The following is an 18,752-nucleotide window of genomic DNA, read 5'->3' as shown; positions in this document are numbered from 1 at the left end:
TTGATTTTTTTATTCATATGTATATGTATATAATTTGTTTTTAACTGCCATCAAGATTAATCGGGATAGCCATGTTATATTCATTGATGTTTGTGAAGGTGCATGGCTATTTCATACTTCGTTTAATGGTTTTACTTGAGGAACTCGCAATGAATTTTTCCAATTTTTAATGGTTTAAAAAATAAGACGTGGGTTTTTCTTAATGGTTGCTTGACCATTATTTTTTTGCATCTAAACCCCGGCAGGTAATATCAACGCCTGACGTTTATTTAAAGGTGCAGGCAATGGCATTGAGCGTTTTTCCTTGTTTGTGCCTGCAAGCATTGATGATGTAACCTTTCAGGCAAGTTCAGGCGAAATGGTTTTTAATACGTACGGAAGCCAACCAGCGTATGCGGTTAAACAACAACGGAGCCAATATTAATGGAAACTACATGGCTGAAAAATTTATAGTAATTAGCGGTGATCATCATCAGGATATATCTCAGCTGATTACCCAAATGCAAGCGGAGATGGTTGTCTTAAAAAAACAGGTGGATGAACTGGAGTTTTTACTTTCCTCTTCAAATTTGAAATTTAATCTATAAAATACTGAATCGAATTTGAAAGTGGATCAAATCCATTATCTTTTCAACTTCCAATCATATGTTTAGCATAATCAATTACCCTTTCTTCCCCTTTTCGCATTAAAAAGGCTTGTCCACCAACAATAATTCTTATTTCATTTTCCCAACCTCCATGGCTTTTGAGGTACAAATTATCTTTGGTTAATTTCACTTCAAGCCAGTGCTCTCTATAGCGTAGCCGGAATTTAATTTGCTTCACGTTTTCAGGCAGTTGGGGATTAAAAAAGAGTTCTTCTTCTCTGAACTCTATTCCTGTATAACACCTTTGGATAAGATCAATGGTTCCTGCCATGGCCCCTAAATGAATACCTTCAGGTGTAGTTCCTCCCTGCACGTCTTTAAAGTCACTAAGTAGTGCCTTTTTAAAATGATGCCATGATTTTTCCCTGTGAGTACGCGCGAATACCCAGGAATAAACCAGTTTACTTAATGTGGAACCATGTGACGAAATTTTCTCATAATAGTCAATATTCAGAGGAATTGATTCATAAGGGTTAAAATCATAAGCCATATGTTCGAATAACTCTGTTAATTCCTCTGTTGAGAAAAGGTAAAAGAGCATTAAAACATCTGCTTGCTTTACAGCCTTATACCTATTTACTTCATCTCCTTCCTTTTCAAGTATCCGGTCCAAACGAAGCATTTCTCCATATTTAGTATGATATTCTTCCCAATTAAGGTCTTTTAAATTTTCAAATCCTTCAAATTGTTCAATTATGGTTCCTTGATTAATAAATGGAACAAACATATTCCTGCTAATGTTATTCCAACGGGAAATATCTTCCTGATTTATGTTTAATTTATGCATCAGTTCATTTCTTCTTCTATTGTCCAGCCTTTCCATTGCTTTAAGGGCATGAATGAGAGTCCATACTACCATTACATTAGTATAGGCATTGTTTCTTAAGCCTATTTCCAATGATCCTGGATAGTGGGTATGATATTCATCGGGGCCAACTATATTATGGATCTCGTAACGCTTTCTGTCTTTATTGTAAATAACCTTACTTGCCCAAAATTTTGTTATATCCATTAAAAGCTCCGCTCCATAAAAAGATAGGAATTCAAGGTCACCGCTTGTTTCAAAGTATTGCCAAATGTTGTAAGCAATGGCTGAATTCACATGCCTTTGCAAATAAGTATTGTCATCAACCCATCTTCCAGATTCCGGATTCAGGTGAATTACTTGACTCTCTTCCCTCCCATTGCTACCACTTTGCCAAGGGAACATTGCACCTTGGTAACCGTTGTTGGTAGCTGCAAAACGCGCCTCTGGTAATCTTCTATACCTGTACATAAGCAACGAGCGTGTGAGCTCAGGAATACTAATGTTAAAGAATGGAAAAATAAAAAGTTCATCCCAAAGAATATGTCCTCTGTATGCTTCACCATGCCATCCTCTGGCAGGTATGCCTGCATCAAGATCAATAGTGTTTAATGAATAGGTTTGAAAAAGATGGAATATGTGAAAGCGAAGCAACAATTGATCTTCGGAGTCATCTGCTTCCAAAAGAATATCACATTGATCCCAAAGTTCTTTCCACTCTGCAATTTGGTCCTGTTTGATTTTTTGGAAATTACCCGTACGCTTAACTTCTTTTTTAGCTTCACTTAAGGGCTCTGAAACTGCTTTGTCCTTAGAAGTATACACTACAACAATCTTTTCTATTTTAATGGTTTTATTAACTTCTGCTGCAAAAGTTAATTCCTGCCCTATGTAAGCCTCTTCCAACACAGTGGTTCTTGTTATAGGGGAATCGTATTGATCAAAATATACAGTTGTTGCTGCTGCCTGAGCCATTACAATTTCTGATTGATTTGTCATTACCTTTAAAAAAATGCAATCTTCTTCAAAATGCCCTTTTTCCAATGGTATTAAATGTTTGCTGTTTAATTCACGGTATCTTTCAACTCCATTGTTAATAACAGAGCCATCCAATGCAGAATGCAGGGTTATATTTCCCGACCAGTTTTGAGGTGTTAGTTCCCATTCAATAGCAGCTAAATGCATATTTCTTAGGCTTACTATTCTTCGTGTTACAAGCTTTGTTTCCCTTTTTTCCTCATCCTTAAAATGAATTCTACGTTCGAAAATCCCTTCTTTTAAATTCAGATCTTGTTCATAACTAAGAATTGTAAATTTATCCATGTCTAACCATGTTCCATTTTCGGGCTTAAATTTTAAAATAGTCCAATTGGGCCAGTTTACAAGATCTTCATTTTCTATTATTTTACCTGCAATTTCGGTTTCTAATCGATTGTATCCACCTGCCAGATAAGTTCCAGGATAATGATTTTTTCCCGGTTGACTTTCCTCTGCTGCTCCCCGTGTTGCAAAATAACCATTACCCACAGTACATAAAGCCTCTCTTAAAAGTTCTTTCTCAGGAATGTATTCTGAATATTTAATTATCCATTCTTCCATAGTCCTTTTATTCGATTAACAATTGGTTTAAAAAATTCTGAACATCCTGAACATCCCTCAGGTAATAATCGGCATAGGTTTGGCTTCCATGCTCCCCTACGAGTATACCTAGTCCATTATCCAGTATAATAAATACATCCTCATCTGTAATGTCATCTCCGATATAAACCGGTAAATACTCATTTTTTGAGTGGTCAAGCTTATGAATTAACATTGAAACTGCCTTTCCTTTATCCCAATCAATATTTGGGCGAATCTCAATCACTTTTTTTCCTTTTCCTGCTTTTACTTCCCTGTGTTTTTTTAAGGCATTTTCAACTGCATCAATTACTTCTTGTTGCTTTTCTTGAGCAACCTGGCGGTAATGAACGGCAAGAGTGAATTTTTTTCTTTCCAATTTTAGCCCAGGAATTGATTTTAGTTTTTGATTCAATTCAGGTATTAATACATCAAAAACAGGGATTATTTTATGGGCAAGTTCATGTTCCTGGTAAAAACCATTTGGTCCAGAAATTTCAAAGCCGTGGCTTCCTGCATAATAAATATTGTTTAATCCAACCCTGTTTTTTACATCACTAAGCCCTCTTCCGCTTATTACTGCTACCTGGTATTTAGAAGCTAATCGTTCCAAAAGCTCCTTCATTTCCTCAGACATTGCAGCATCCTCGAAAAATTCAACAATAGGAGCTAATGTTCCGTCAAAATCAAGAAATAAAAGGGCTTTGTTATTTTTAAACTTTTCTTTGAGTTCTGGAATATGTTTAATAGCAAGTGGTAAATACTTGGGTAATTTTGCCTTTTTAAGGTTAATATCAACCTGTTGTAGATTGTCAACTACTTCATCTGCCCCTTTTTTTAACAATTCTGCTGTATTTGAACCATTCTTTATTCCAACAACAAGTGCAAAATCCCCTTTTTTGCCGGCTTCAACTCCAGCGAGTGAATCTTCCACAATCAGTGCATTTTCAGGTTTTACATTTAATTCCCTGGCTGCTTCCAAAAATATATCCGGGGCTGGTTTGCCTTTTATGTTTCTTTCTACTGAAATAATACCATCTACACGTGTGTCAAACAAATATTCATATCCCGTAGCTTCAAGAATTTGCTTACAGTTTTTGCTGGATGAAATTACAGCAGTCTTTAATCCAAGCTTTTTCCAATTTTTTATTGCTTCTATATTTTTTTCGATCACCTGTATCCCTTCATCTTTTATTACTTTATGAAAAAGTTCGTTTTTCCAGTTTCCCAATCCACAAATCGTTTCTTTTCCAGCATTATCCTTAGGATCTCCATAAGGAATTTCTATTTCTCTAGATTTTAAAAATTCCCGAACACCATCATATCTTGGAATACCATCAATATATTTAGGATAATCTGATTCTATAGAAAAGGGGAGAAACTTTTTGTTTCCTTCTTGTTCTCTTTGTTTGTTGTATTGATCGAACATAATCTTCCAAGCCTTTGCATGCTGAATTGCAGTGTTGGTAATTACCCCATCAAGATCAACAATTGCAGCTTGTAAATTATTTTTCATATATAATTGTTCAAGTTCATTTACAGATTCTTATCATTTATCATCTTAACTATTACTTAAAGTAATCCATTTCGCTATTTTTTGTTTTTGAGTTTCAATTATTCGCTTCTTTTTTTATTATTTAAAAATAAAACCTATTGTTTTTTGACAACACGGGGACCTATTTTATCGATAGAATTGAATATTGTTTTTCCTTCTAAAACATGAAAGGTTATTACAAGTGTTAAAACCTGTTTTTTATAAATTTGCCTTTATACTGAATCTTTGGTTTCTATAAAAATTTATCAAACCCTTTGTAGAATTATCCAAATTATCATTCTCCCTTTCATTTTTTAAATAGGGCATTAAATCATCGGCAAGTTCTTTTCCGAGTTCTACTCCAAATTGATCAAAAGAATTAATGTCCCAAATAATTCCTTGTATAAAAATTTTATGTTCGTACATGGCCATAACCATTCCAAGGTTCCTGGGATTCAATTGATCAAAAAGTATCACATTGTGAGGATGGTTTCCTTGTAATGATTTGTGTAATAGCAAACCTTTTGCTTCCTCGGTGGAAAATCCTTTTGATAACAGTTCATCCAGCAATTGGGTTGAATTTTTTCCTTCAACAAACGCCTTTGATTGGGCTAATAAATTGGCAAATAGAAATTCATGTTGTTCGTCATGGTGTTCGTATTCTTCCATACTGTTTACAAAACCAATTAAATCAAAAGGAATCATTTTTGTGCCTTGATGCAAATGTTGAAAAAAAGCATGTTGGCCGTTTGTTCCTTGCTGTCCCCAAATAACAGGACCAGTTGAATAATCGATTATTTCATTGGATTTAGATACACTTTTTCCATTGCTTTCCATATCAACCTGTTGAAAATAAGCAGGCAGTAAACGAAGATGCTGGCTATAAGGCAGCAAAGCATATGTTTGAGCATTAAAAAAATTATTGTACCAGATTCCTAAAAGGGCAAGAATAACAGGAATGTTTTTATTTAAAGGTGTGTTTCTAAAATGTTCATCCATATCGTTTGCTCCTTCTAAAAATTCTTCAAAACGGGCATAACCTATTTGTACTGCCAAAACAAAACCCATCGAAGACCAAATAGAAAACCTACCGCCTACCCAGTCCCATAATTTTAATATGTTTTGATAAGGAATTCCAAATTCCATTGCTTTTTCAGGATTTGCAGTTATGGCTATAAAATGTGAAGCAATTGCCTTTTCATCCTGAAATCTTGTCATTAACAAATTTCTAATAATGGAAGCATTGATTAATGTTTCGGGAGTATTGAATGATTTGGAAGAAACGATAAAAAGTGTTGTTTCAGGATCGGTATTTTTAAGGGCTTGGCGTAAATCTGCGCCATCAATATTTGCAATAAATTCAATCTGAATAGTGGTATTTTCATAATCTTTTAATGCTTCAGTTACCATTCTTGGACCTAAATACGAACCTCCTATTCCAATGTTTACCAAACAGTTTATCGTTTTCCCTGTAAATCCTTTCCACTGTTGATTTCTTATTTTTTCTGAAAGCCTTCGCACTTGTTCCCTTTCCTTAAAAACTTCGGGCATTACATCTTTTCCATTTACAGAAATCGGCTCGTGTGAAAAATTTCTTAAAGCAGTATGAAGAACAGATCGTTTTTCAGTTAAATTGATTTTTTCTCCTAAAAACAGGTCATTGATAGCCTTATGAACATTCCTGCTTTTTGCCAATTCCAATAATAAGGCAATAGTTTGTTCATTTGCTCTGTTTTTTGAAAAGTCAACCAACAGGTTTTCGTGTTGAATTGAAAATTTATTAAACCGTTGAGAATCATTTTCAAACAACTCTTTTATTTCAAGTTTTTTTGTTTTTTGATAATGTGCTGTAAGTTCTTGCCAGACAGAATTTTCAGTTAATTTTTCCATACTTATATTAATTATTATTTTAACTGCAAAGAAATCAGCTCATTATAGAGTTGTTCTGCATCTTGTTTATAAAGTAGTTGTGTACCGGGAGTTTTAATGGTAGCACTTCCGCAGGCAAGTCCAAATAAAACAGCTTTTGTTAAGGACTTTCCTTGAGCCAAACTAAATACAATTCCTGCCACCATACTGTCTCCTGCACCAATTGAACTTTTTGATTCCACAGAAGGTGCCTGAAAATGATCAACTCTGTTTTGTGTTGCCACTAATGCCCCTTTTGCACCAAGTGAAAGAACAATAATATTGACATCATAGTTTTCTATTACTTTTAGTAACAAATTTCTTTGTTCTTGTTCATCCTCTGCATTTTCTCCTGTTAAATCCTTAAGTTCATCAATACTGGGCTTTATAAGATATGCACCTTCCTCCAGTATTCCTGATAATGCTTTACCAGATGTATCCAAAATAAATTTCTGTTTGTTGATTCTTGCTTTTTTGGCAACTTGAACATAAAAATCATGTGGGGCATCAGGAGGTAAGCTGCCACTTACTACTAAAAATTCAGCCTTATTATAGTGTTCAATTTTTTCTAAAATAATTTGATAATCAGCTTCTTCTAAAACTGCACCCGGCATACCAAAGCGGAACAAATTCCCACTCGAAGTTTCCCTTACAGCAAAGTTTTGCCTTAGGTCATTTTTGACATCTACAGGATCCTGGTTTACATTTTCCTTGTCCAGTAATTCACTATACATTTTTCCAGTATACCCTCCCCTGGTATAAATGGCTAAAGATTTTCCACCAAGTCTCTGGATAACCCTGGAAACATTGATTCCTCCACCTCCAGGATCCATGCGTGAAGGGGCACATTTTAACTTTTTGTTTGACTCAATTTGATCAACGCTTGTGTAAATATCCAATGCTGGGTTAACAGTTAAAGTTACTATCATCACCGAAAATTTACAGAATTAAGAAACAGGTTCTTTTATCTTTTGTGCCAGGCTAATGCCTGCTTTTACCATTTGATTTACGTATCCCCATTCATTATCATACCAGCTCATAATCTTCACCAGGTTGCCGTCAACCACCATTGTCATTTGAGTATCTACAATTGAAGCCCTGGGATCTTTGATAATATCCGATGAAACCAAATCCTCGCCTGTTGTACCAAGTATACCATCATAGCGTCTGCTAATTGATTCTTGCTGGAAAATTTTATTAATCTCCTCCACAGAGGTATCTCTATTTGTAATTAAGGTAATATCAGCTATTGATCCTGAGGGAACAGGTCCTCTGATTGCTACACCGTCAAAAATATTTTCGAATTGAGGTAAAGCTTTTGAGGTTGCCTTGGCTGCTCCAGTACTTGTAGGTACAAGATTAAGCCCGGCAGACCTTCCTCTTCTTCTGCTTTTATTCGGCATATCAACAACAGCCTGAGATGAAGTATAAGCATGAATTGTGGTCATAATAGCCTTTTTAATTCCAATATTGCGGTCCATTATTTCCATAACAGGTGCAATACAGTTTGTTGTGCAACTGGCAGTGGAAATTAATCTATCTTCTGAGTTGGGTTCGTTTACTCCGGGAATAACAGTTGGAATATTATCACCTTTGCCAGGGGCAGAAAGAATTACATATTCTGCACCAGCATCAAGGTGTTTTTGCATATCCTGCTTATTTGTGAACTTTCCTGAACATTCAAAAACAATGTCAATATTTTGTTCTTTCCAGGGCAAGTTTACAGGTTCTTTTTCGCTGTAAACTTTAATGATTTTTCCGTCAATTTTTATTTCATTGCTGTTCTTGTTGTATTCCAGAAATTTATCATAAATTCCATAAACTGAATCGTGTTTTAGTAAATAAAGAATATCATCGGGAGAAGAAATATCATTTACAGCTACTAGTTCCAATTCTTTTGTGTTCATTATAATTTTAAAAGCAGCCCGGCCTATACGTCCAAGTCCATTAATTGCAACTCTTGTCATAGTAAAATGTATTTAATTGGTTGATTAAGATTTTTACCAAACCATTTCAACAAATTCCGTACTATAAAAACCACTTATTTCTCCTTTATTGCAATCAATAGTTTTGGTTGTGCATAAGCACAAAAACAAAGCAAGCCTGGCGAAATAAATATTCCATTTTTGAGATAATTGTTCTTGGAATTCCCCTTTTTGAGGAAATAATTTCTAGTTGACAGAAATCTGTATAATCAATCCTTTGAATGAGAGAAGAGCTTCTTTTAACTTTGTGTGATAAAAAACCTATTGGGCTATGTTTTAAATTGCTTTTTTAATGGAATTCATTTTATTTAATATGGCTTATATTTGCTTAATATAAATCCATAAAAACAATTACAAGCTCCATTTTTAAATGATTAAACTTCCTTTTTATTTAATCCTGGCAATTTTTATTTGCATGATAACAGGTTGTGCTAAATTTTATTCCAAATACTATACTGATCCTGAACTATATTATACAGAAGCCTTGGCAAAAGCCCCTTTCGATGCAGTTATTGTAACTGGTTTTCCTTATAACAAAGGCGGTTGGAATGCAACTTTAAAGGCAAGGGTTTATTGGGGAATTTATCTCTATGAGCAGGGAATGGTTAAAAATATAATTTTTTCGGGAAGCGCAGTTTACAGCCCCTATGTAGAAAGTAAAATAATGGCCTTATATGCACAAGCATTAGGCATTCCTGAAAACAATATATTTATAGAAACTAAAGCAGAACATAGTACAGAAAATCTCTATTATTCCTATAAACTAGCACAGGATAAAGGATTCAAAACAATAGCCCTTGCAACTGATGTTCCCCAGTCTAGTTTTATTAAAAGTGTAAACAATAAATTTGGATTGGACGTTCAATTTATACCAATGAAATATGATTTACTTAAAACTATCCCTAAAATTGACCCTGAGATTGATGAGAAAAAAGCATTTGAGCAAGATTTTGTTTCCATAATTGAAAGAGAAAAATTTAGAACGAGGCTTCAGGGAACCAGAGGAAAAAAAATTAAAAAGCTTATAAAGCAGGAAAAAACAAAACAAAAAAAATCGAATAAAAAAAAGATTTAGAAACAGTAATATTATAAGATAATTGCTTTTTTTATGCAAGGAATTAGAGCTGTATGGGGTTCAATAGTTCTTCTCCTTATTTCAAACTCCTTAAGGTAGCATACAGTTATTTTTTATTTATATTTGCAGGGATGTTGAAAAAAAATACGCCTCTCCTCCTGCCCTTTTTTCAGGATTACGAGCTCCTCCCGTTTTTACAATTCAAACAATTCCATTTTGAAATCGGCTAACCTGTGCCATATAACTATTGTAAGAGTACATATTGAATCTATTTCTTAACCAAAAATTATAAAGTAATGAAAAGAATATTACTATCCATCGCAGTACTTGCTTTTGTAAGCTCATGCAACAACAATCAAAGTGAAGAACACAACCATAAACACCATCAGCATGAAGACGGAACAATGCATGAACACCATAATGAGGACCAGCACCACCAGGAAGAGTTTTCGGTTGACAGTATTGAAAATTCAGAACATGACCATGAACACAATCATGAAGATGAAGGCCATAAACACGAGCATTAACTATTTGAGGTAACATCATGAGAAGTAAAATACTATTTTTCACCCTTTTAATAAGCATTTTGATAGGGTGTAATAACAATTCCCATGAAAATGCTCATGAACAAGGAACAAAGGGCCTTGATCCTCTTTCTTTTACAATTTATTCAGACAAAACAGAATTGTTTGTTGAGTTTAAACCCCTGGTTTTAAATTCAATTTCCAACTTTACTGCACACATTACAGTATTGGGTGAAAACTTCTATCCTTTAAAGGAGGGAGAAATAACTGTTAGTTTAATTTTAAATAACAAGGGGATAAAAAACACGGTTAATAAACCAAGTTCTCCCGGGATTTTCCGTTTAAGTTTATCCCCTACTACAGCAGGTAAAGGGAAACTCATTTTCGATATTAAAACCCCGAATTTTACGGATCGTGTGAGTATTGAAAATGTGATGGTATTTACTGATGAAAAATCGGCATTAGTAGCCCAAACAAAAGAAGAAACGGCAGATGACATTCCATATTTAAAAGAACAAGCATGGAAAGTTGAATTTGCAAATACACCTTTAGAAAAGAAAACTTTTAATGAGGTTATTAAAACCAGCGGTGAAATTTTGGCTGCTCCTGGTGATGAAATGATTGTTACTGCAAAGGCCAGTGGAATTGTTTTGTTTTCTGGAAATAATACAATTATCGGTTCAGAAGTAATGGCAGGAACAAATTTATTTACCGTTACAGGTGGTGACTTAGCTCAAGGAAACATCGATGCAAAATACAAGGAAGCAAAAATAAATTTCGAAAAAGCAAAGGCCGATTATGAACGTGCAAAGGAATTGGTGGAGGACAAAATCGTTTCTGAAAAAGATTTTCTAAACATCAAACTTAATTTTGACCAGGCGCAAACTGTATTTAACACAATTTCAAAAAATTATTCCGCAGGAGGGCAATTGATTTCATCTCCTATTAATGGTTTTGTTAAAAATATTTTGGTCAATGAAGGACAATTCGTTGAAGCGGGAACACCATTGGCAACCCTTTCAAAAAATAAAAAGCTTATTCTTCAATCCAATATTTCACAAAAATATTTTGAAAAACTGCCATCCATTCATTCTGCCAATTTTAAATTACCTGGAAACGAAGCAATTTATAGCACTCAGGAGTTAAATGGTAAAGTTATTACTTATGGAAAAAGCGCATCTGCCAATTCTCCATTCATTCCCATTACTTTTGAAATTGAAAACACTGGATCTCTCATTCCTGGATCAGTTGTAGAGGTTTACCTGAAATCATTACCCATTCCAAATGCATTGGTAATTCCCATTTCCGCTTTAATTGAAGAGCAAGGAAACTTTTTTGTATATGTGCAAACTGCCGGGGAAAGTTTTCAAAAACGCGAAGTAAAAATTGGTGCAAGTGATGGGTTAAATGTTCAGGTTTTAAGTGGTGTTGATGAAGGAGAAAGGATAGTAACAAAGGGAGCTTATCAAATTAAGTTATCCACCGCCTCTGGCACTTTACCAGCACATGGACACGAACATTAATGGAATTTTGAATATTGCTGAGGATTTAAATTAACAATTGAAATTCTAAACTATTTTATTCAAGTTTTAAATCTTCTGAAAGTATTATTAATTAAAAAGAGAAATAAGTGCTCAATAAAATAATCAACTTTTCATTAAGCAATCGCCTCCTGATAATTGTAGGGTCTGTACTTCTCATTCTATTCGGTTCATTCGTGGCCTCACGCATGGAAGTTGATGTTTTTCCTGATCTCACTGCTCCTACTGTTGTGGTTTTAACAGAAGCCCATGGAATGGCCCCGGAAGAAGTAGAAAAGCTAATTAGCTTTCCAATTGAAGCATCAGTGAATGGAGGAACAAATGTACGCAGGGTTAGAAGTTCATCTTCTGCAGGGATTTCAATTGTTTGGGTTGAATTTGAATGGAATACAGACATCTTTAAGGCAAGACAAATAATAAATGAAAAAATTGCAACTGTAGCACAAAGGCTTCCTCAGGGAGCTGGCAACCCTGTTTTGGCACCTCAATCCTCAATAATGGGAGAAATTATGCTTATTAGTTTAACAGCCTACAGCACATCTTTAATGGATTTACGAACCCTTGCTGATTGGGTTATAAGGCCCAGGTTATTAGCCACAAGTGGTGTTGCTCAAGTTGTTGTAATTGGTGGTGAATACAAGCAATACCAAATTCTTGCCTCCCCTCAAAAAATGAACTTTTACTCAGTTACACTCTCTGAATTATTAATTGCAAGTAAACAAACCAATGGAAATTCTTCGGGTGGATTTATGAATGAATATAATAATGAATATATAGTAAAAGGGATAGGGAGAACAAATGATGTAAAAGAAATTGGAAAAGCTGTTGTGAAAATGGTGAATGGAAAACCTGTAAAAATTGAAGATCTTGCTAATGTTACAATTGGTTCATCCATCAAAATTGGTGATGGGTCATTAAATGGCAATCCTGCTGTGATAATGACCGTAATGAAGCAACCTGGCACTAATACCCTGAAACTAACCGAAGAAATAGATAATGCTATTGCTGATATTCAAAATAATTTATCAAAAGACGTCAGAATAAATACAAAAATATTCCGACAAGCTGATTTTATTAACGCATCCATCAGCAATATAAAAAAAACACTATTGGAAGGGAGCATTTTTGTGGTGCTTATTCTTTTCATCTTTTTAATGAATTGGCGAACAACAGTAATTTCATTAATAGCTATTCCCATTTCATTAATAACTGCGATTTTAACATTGCAATGGCTTGGTTTTACAATAAATACAATGAGTTTAGGAGGAATGGCAATCGCTATTGGCGCATTGGTAGATGATGCTATTATTGATGTAGAAAATGTTTTTAAGCGGCTTAAGGAGAACGCTTTAAAGCCTGTAAAGGAACAAAGCAATAAACTCAGGGTTATTTTTGATGCTTCGGTTGAAATCAGAACATCCATTATCAATGCCACTTTTATTATCATTGTTGCATTTATTCCTCTTTTCTTTCTTTCGGGAATGGAAGGAAAACTTTTGGCTCCTCTTGGCATTGCCTTTATTGTTTCCCTGTTTGCTTCATTGATTGTTTCCATTACACTAACTCCAGTACTTTGTAGCTTTCTACTAACAAATGATAAAATGTTAAAAAAACACCATAAAGAAAGTTGGCTGGTAGAAAGGCTTCAAAAATTGTATTCCTGGGCACTTATTAAAATAATGCATGTGAAGAAAACAGTAATTGTATTTTCATTTGTTTTATTCTTAATTGCTCTTTTTACCTTAACACAATTAGGAAGGAGTTTTCTTCCAGAATTTAACGAAGGTTCACTTGTGGTAAGTTCAGTGAGTTTACCTGGTATTTCTTTAGAAGAAAGCAATAAAATAGGCATACAAGTGGAAAAAGCTTTACTCACTGTTCCTGAAATTCAAATTACAACAAGAAGAACCGGAAGAGCTGAATTGGATGAACATGCACAGGGCGTTAATTCTTCTGAAATTGATGCTCCTTTTGTTCTTGACAAAAGAAGCCGTGAGGAATTCATGAAAGAGGTCAGGGAAAAACTTGCAGGAGTAACAGGTACAAATATTACCATTGGACAACCAATTGGTCATAGAATTGACCATATGTTGTCTGGAACAAGGGCAAACATTGCCATTAAAATATTCGGACCTGACTTGCATCAACTTTTTATTTTGTCCAATGAAATCAAAAATAAAATCCAAAACATTGAGGGACTTGTTGATGTGAGTGTTGAACAACAAATTGAAATTCCACAAGTGCAAATTAAGGCTAAACGAGAATTATTAAATCATTATGGAATCACTATTGGTGCATTTAATACTTTTGTTGATGTGGCTTTTGCCGGAGAAAAAGTTGCTGAAATATATGAAGGGAACAAAACCTTTGATTTAATACTTCGCTTTGATAATGCCAACAGAGGTAAAATTGAAAATATTAAAAACACTTTAATAGATGCATATGGGCCTTCAAATAGTCAAAATTCAACTTTTAAAATACCCCTTCATTATATAGCAGACATTGAAAGTACTTCTGGTCCCAATACCATTAACCGTGAAAAAGTTCAGCGTAAAACTGTTGTATCTGCTAATGTTACTGGCCGGGACCAAAAAGGGGCCGTTGAGGAAATAAAAGAAATTATCTCCAATAAGGTTACTTTTCCTTCTGATTATCATATTGAATATGGAGGCCAGTTTGAATCTGAGGAGGCGGCCTCAAATACCTTATTTGTAACCTCATTACTCTCCTTACTCGTAATTTTCCTCCTGCTCTACCAGGAGTTTAAAAACCTCAAAATTGCATCCATCATTTTGCTAAACCTTCCACTTGCATTAATTGGTGGAGTTTTTAGTATTTTTTTCACAAGCGGAATTTTAAGTATTCCAGCCATTATTGGTTTTATTACCCTTTTCGGTATTGCTACACGAAATGGAATTTTACTTGTTTCACACTATAAAACTTTAAGAGAAGAAGGTTTTAATTTGTTTGACACAATTATACAAGGATCCAAAGACAGGCTTAGCCCTATATTAATGACAGCTCTAACTGCCGGCCTAGCATTGATTCCCCTTGCCCTGGCCAGCGATTTGCCTGGTAATGAAATTCAAAGCCCAATGGCAAAAGTTATAATTGGAGGATTGCTCACATCAACCGTGCTTAACCTCTTTATTGTTCCTGTGATTTATTATTTAGTTAACCCAAATGTAAATGCTGACAATAATAATCAGTCTAAATCATCAATTCATTGAATCAATTAAGGATTTAAAGAAATTTATTATGCATTATTTAAAATTCAGCATTTTTTCCACACTAAATATTCGAAGTTTAAAATTCAAGATTTTATTTGGAATTGCGCTCCTAACTTATGCTATAAAGGCAGAAGCCCAATCAAATATGGATACTTTACTTTATAATATTGCAGAAAACAATCTTACAATTGCAGCCAACAGGCAATATCTGGATGCAGAAAAACTTCATTTTAAAACAGGATTATCCCTTTATAATCCAGATATTAATTATGATTACATGATAGGGTCACCAAGTACAGCAGGAAACCAAACTGATTTTACAATCAGTCAGGCATTTGATTTCCCTACTGCTTATATAAAAAGAAAAAAAGTATCTGAACTTCAAATTCAAAATACTGAATTTCAATTTATTGAAACACAACAAAATGTTTTGCTTGAAGCAAAAGCTATTTGTATTGAATTGATTTACCGGAATAAACTTCATTTGGAGCTACTCAAACGAAAGGAAAATTCGGAGAATTTATTAAATTATTATAAAACCAGGCTTAAAAAAGGGGATGGTACTGTTTTAGAAGTAAATAAAGTTCAGTTGCAAGGTATTGAAATCAATAAAAATTTCCAGCAAAACCTGTCTTTCATAAACCAGCTAAATCAAAAACTTACCGCACTTAATGGAGGAAAACAAATTGTATTTACAGATACTCTTTATCCATTGTTACCGCCTATTCCTGGCTTTGAACAATTGGAGGATGAAATTGAGAAGAATGACCCAAAACGAAAATTCCTGGAACTGGAAAAACTTATTGGACAAAAGCAGCTGGAATTAAGTAAGGCTTTGGCACTTCCAAAAATGGAAACAGGGTATCATTATCAGGGAATTTTAGGTCAAAAATTCCAGGGTGTGCATTTTGGAATAACAATACCCATTTGGGAAAACAAAAACACAGTGAAAACGCAGCAGGCAAGATTAATTTTTAAAGAACTGCTAGTACAAGAGCATCGAAATGAGCATTACCACGAAATAAAACAACTGTATGAAAATTACAAGAACCTGGAAATTACACTTAAGGAATACCAAACCTTTTTTTTAACATTGAATAATACTGACCTTTTAAACAAAGCCCTGGCTTTTGGCCAAATCTCAACCATTGAATATTTTCTTGAGTTGAGCTATTACAACAATTCTTTTGATGAATACCTGAAAACAGAAAAAGAATACCATCAAGTGCTTGTACAACTGTTTAAATTTCGTTTGTAATAGTGCACTTTATCCTTATAGCTAAATGTTTATTAAATCCTACCCTAAAAAAATTTAAAAAAAATCAGCAATTCGAAAGCCTCATTCCTGTTTTTTTATGAATAAAATTACAAATCAAAAAAAAAGCTCCAAAAGGAGCTTTGATAAAAATTAAAAATTAAATTTTACTTTACAACGTAATAAATATTTGTCAACCATTTTGATGGATCTGGCTCAGTTGATGGGTCTGTAACATATTCCTCTATAACCTCTCCGTTTAAATGGAGTCCTTTTTCTACCATGTATTCATCCATTGCATTGTGCGCTGCTTCTGTTTTCTCATAGGATCCGTAAAAAGCAATATGTAATGTTTTTCCTCCCCCTACATCAATACGCTCAAACTTTTTTATCGTACTTATTTTTTCATTTTCAATTACCGGCATTGCAGCGGCCATTTCTGCTGAATTAGTTTCAGTATCCCAACGATAAAACAAACCACAGGGAGCACCTGAAAGCTCCACTCCTGCTTTATTTACGCTTTCCATAATTGCAGGAAGGTTTTCTAAGTAAAAACCCTCAATTTTATCAAAAGAAATATTTCCTTTTTTAGCCAAATAAACACGTGGCTCAAGAGTTATTTCTTTGATAGTATAGCCATTGTATGTCCTTTGCTCTTTATTTAAATTCTCTGCTTTTTCTTTCAAATTATTTAATCCTTTCTCAAAGTCCTTTCCTATCATTTCATCCATATTCATAAACAAACAAAATACATTAAAAGGATAAGGATTTGTTCCATCCGAAGCCCACGTTACCTTAACTCCAGATGCTTCAGGTTCCAATGTAAATATGGCTTTCATTTCTGAGCTCCAAGGCTCAATAAAAATAACCTTAGTCTCAATTTTAGTGTCAGATATAAGGGTAATTTCCTGACTTCCTTTCCCAACATCCTCATTCCCTTCCCAATGAAACACCGAACCTACCTGGCCATCTTTTCCCGTATAAGTTATCTTCATTTGAGGGTCATATTCATTCCAGGGAGACCATGAATTCATGTTTTCCAGACTGCTGATCTGTTTATTTATCAATTCCAAAGGTGCATTTATTACAATGGATCGTTCATAATGAGCTTCCTTGGATAAGAACAAGCCTGTTATTAACAAAATTGCTACAATTCCAATAACTGAAAATAATACGTATTTAAGTGCTTTCATGTTTAATTTTTTAAATTAGAAAGTAAAAGTATATTAATTTACTAAAGATTCCTTAAAAATTTTGGGGTTAATAACAAAAGAACCAGCCATCTTCAAATAATTTTCTAATTTAATTCATCCTTCCTGATTGTACTTTAAATTGCGATTAAGATTCCTTAAATAAGCTACATACCGAAAAGTAAAAGGACATTTAATGATTTTATAAATTTAAGGATTACACTATACTTGGCTAGTTTTTCATGCAGAATACTTTGGGTTTAAAGTAAAAAACAATGCTGCCTTTGTAGAAGAATCCAAAGCTTTATTCTTAAATTAAAGCAGGTCGATTGCATTAAAAAGAACAAGGATTAAAGTACACTTTTATAAATTTTCCATGCAATTCATATGTATTGCCTTACAATAATAGTTTTTAAATTATAAACACCGGTAATTTATGGAAAACCAACAGGGATAAATATCCTTAATACGATTTATTCTTTCAATTTATCCTGAAATACCTGTCTTAATTTTTGGAGTTTGGGATTTATTACTACTGAACAGTATGGCTGATTAGGGTTTCTGCTATAGTAATCCTGATGGGTTTCCTCTGCTTTGTAAAAATTTATTAGCGGGCTAATTTCTGTTACAATTGGTTTGTCAAAAATTCCTGACTTATCAAGGGCTTCTTTATATTGGCTTGCAAGCTTTTTTTGCATTTCATCGTGGTAAAATATTGCTGATCGGTATTGGGAACCTACATCTGCTCCTTGTTTGTTTAAGGTAGTTGGGTCGTGTGTTTTCCAAAAAACCTCCAGTAATTCTTTGTAGGATATAATTTCCGGATTAAATACAACCTGAATAACTTCGGCATGACCGGTTGTACCCATGCACACTTCCCTATATGCGGGATTTTTCACCATTCCTCCTGAATAACCTGAAACAACATATTCTACACCTTTAAGGCTTTCAAAAACAGCTTCAACACACCAAAAACAGCCGGCTCCAAAAGTGGCTGTTTCTGTTTTTAAGGATTGGGAATTTGGCATCAATGTGAGTATTAAATAGACAACAGGAAACATCATAATGTTATTTTCCTTCAAAAATACCATTTTTCATTGATTAATCAGAATCTCTATTTCCAAATATTACAATTCATTTTTATAAACCCTGTCTTTCACATTGGCTGGTTCACTTTCATGCGCACAATGTGCACAACAATAAATATTGTCAACCACCTGAACGCCATGGCCAATAATTGCGCAATTGCAATGCTTACATCTTGGTGCCATCATGCTTATTGCACATTCAAAGCTATCAAAGGTGTGTTGTTCATTATTTTGTTCAACAACAAAAGTATTGTCATAATCATTGCCACATTTTTCACATTTTCCCATTTTGCACTCCCTCCTTTTTTAATTTATACTATTCATATTGACAGAAATTTTATACCAAATAAATA

The 18,752-nt window shown here is 34.1% G+C and carries 14 protein-coding genes; 6 read left to right on the top strand and 8 right to left on the bottom strand.

Features of this window, described 5'->3' with window-relative positions; genetic code table 11:
• Positions 1-392: 392 nt before the first annotated feature.
• Positions 393-587, top strand: a complete 195-nt coding sequence (locus H0V01_08425; protein ID MBA2583391.1) for a hypothetical protein — start codon at positions 393-395, stop codon at positions 585-587.
• Positions 588-630: 43 nt separating this feature from the next.
• On the opposite strand, the gene H0V01_08420 is transcribed toward H0V01_08425, so the two are convergent.
• From H0V01_08420 to gap, 5 genes are all read right to left on the bottom strand, one after another.
• A complete protein-coding gene (locus H0V01_08420; GenBank protein ID MBA2583390.1) occupies positions 631-3,051 on the bottom strand; it encodes a glycoside hydrolase family 65 protein in 2,421 nt (806 codons plus the stop codon).
• Between the two features lie 7 nt (positions 3,052-3,058).
• Positions 3,059-4,585, bottom strand: coding sequence for a trehalose-phosphatase (otsB, locus tag H0V01_08415; GenBank protein MBA2583389.1), 1,527 nt, complete (start codon positions 4,583-4,585; stop codon positions 3,059-3,061).
• Between the two features lie 237 nt (positions 4,586-4,822).
• The gene (pgi, locus tag H0V01_08410) at positions 4,823-6,493 is read right to left on the bottom strand and encodes a glucose-6-phosphate isomerase (GenBank protein ID MBA2583388.1); all 1,671 of its coding nucleotides are present in this window, start codon (positions 6,491-6,493) and stop codon (positions 4,823-4,825) included.
• 14 nt (positions 6,494-6,507) lie between these two features.
• The gene (locus H0V01_08405; GenBank protein MBA2583387.1) at positions 6,508-7,440 is read right to left on the bottom strand and encodes a 1-phosphofructokinase family hexose kinase; all 933 of its coding nucleotides are present in this window, start codon (positions 7,438-7,440) and stop codon (positions 6,508-6,510) included.
• Positions 7,441-7,458: 18 nt separating this feature from the next.
• Positions 7,459-8,478: a type I glyceraldehyde-3-phosphate dehydrogenase gene (gene gap / locus H0V01_08400; GenBank protein ID MBA2583386.1), complete on the bottom strand. Its 1,020-nt coding sequence runs from the start codon at positions 8,476-8,478 to the stop codon at positions 7,459-7,461.
• A gap of 388 nt (positions 8,479-8,866) precedes the next feature.
• Between gap and H0V01_08395 the strand changes: the two genes are divergently transcribed.
• The 5 genes from H0V01_08395 (at position 8,867) to H0V01_08375 (ending at position 16,124) form a co-directional block, all read left to right on the top strand.
• Positions 8,867-9,571 (top strand): YdcF family protein, encoded by a 705-nt coding sequence (locus H0V01_08395; protein ID MBA2583385.1) that lies wholly within the window; start codon positions 8,867-8,869, stop codon positions 9,569-9,571.
• A 296-nt stretch (positions 9,572-9,867) separates the two neighbouring features.
• A complete protein-coding gene (locus tag H0V01_08390; GenBank protein MBA2583384.1) occupies positions 9,868-10,098 on the top strand; it encodes a hypothetical protein in 231 nt (76 codons plus the stop codon).
• A gap of 17 nt (positions 10,099-10,115) precedes the next feature.
• Positions 10,116-11,618, top strand: coding sequence for an efflux RND transporter periplasmic adaptor subunit (locus tag H0V01_08385; GenBank protein ID MBA2583383.1), 1,503 nt, complete (start codon positions 10,116-10,118; stop codon positions 11,616-11,618).
• Positions 11,619-11,725: 107 nt separating this feature from the next.
• Entirely contained in the window at positions 11,726-14,866 is a 3,141-nt protein-coding gene (locus H0V01_08380) for an efflux RND transporter permease subunit (GenBank protein ID MBA2583382.1), read from the top strand.
• A gap of 28 nt (positions 14,867-14,894) precedes the next feature.
• A complete protein-coding gene (locus H0V01_08375; protein ID MBA2583381.1) occupies positions 14,895-16,124 on the top strand; it encodes a TolC family protein in 1,230 nt (409 codons plus the stop codon).
• Between the two features lie 164 nt (positions 16,125-16,288).
• Here H0V01_08375 and H0V01_08370 read toward each other — a convergent pair whose 3' ends face one another.
• The 3 genes from H0V01_08370 to H0V01_08360 form a co-directional block, all read right to left on the bottom strand.
• Positions 16,289-17,314: an SRPBCC family protein gene (locus H0V01_08370; GenBank protein ID MBA2583380.1), complete on the bottom strand. Its 1,026-nt coding sequence runs from the start codon at positions 17,312-17,314 to the stop codon at positions 16,289-16,291.
• A 470-nt stretch (positions 17,315-17,784) separates the two neighbouring features.
• Positions 17,785-18,402 carry a peptide-methionine (S)-S-oxide reductase MsrA gene (gene msrA / locus H0V01_08365; GenBank protein ID MBA2583379.1) on the bottom strand — a complete coding sequence of 206 codons (618 nt, stop codon included), beginning with the start codon at positions 18,400-18,402 and terminating at the stop codon, positions 17,785-17,787.
• 36 nt (positions 18,403-18,438) lie between these two features.
• Positions 18,439-18,687 carry a hypothetical protein gene (locus tag H0V01_08360; GenBank protein MBA2583378.1) on the bottom strand — a complete coding sequence of 83 codons (249 nt, stop codon included), beginning with the start codon at positions 18,685-18,687 and terminating at the stop codon, positions 18,439-18,441.
• Between the last annotated feature and the right edge of the window lie 65 nt (positions 18,688-18,752).

The sequence above is a fragment of the Bacteroidota bacterium genome, assembly GCA_013696965.1.
Classification (GTDB): domain Bacteria; phylum Bacteroidota; class Bacteroidia; order JACCXN01; family JACCXN01; genus JACCXN01.
Note: the sequence above shows the minus strand (reverse complement) of the source record. Positions and strands in the feature narration are given on the sequence as shown.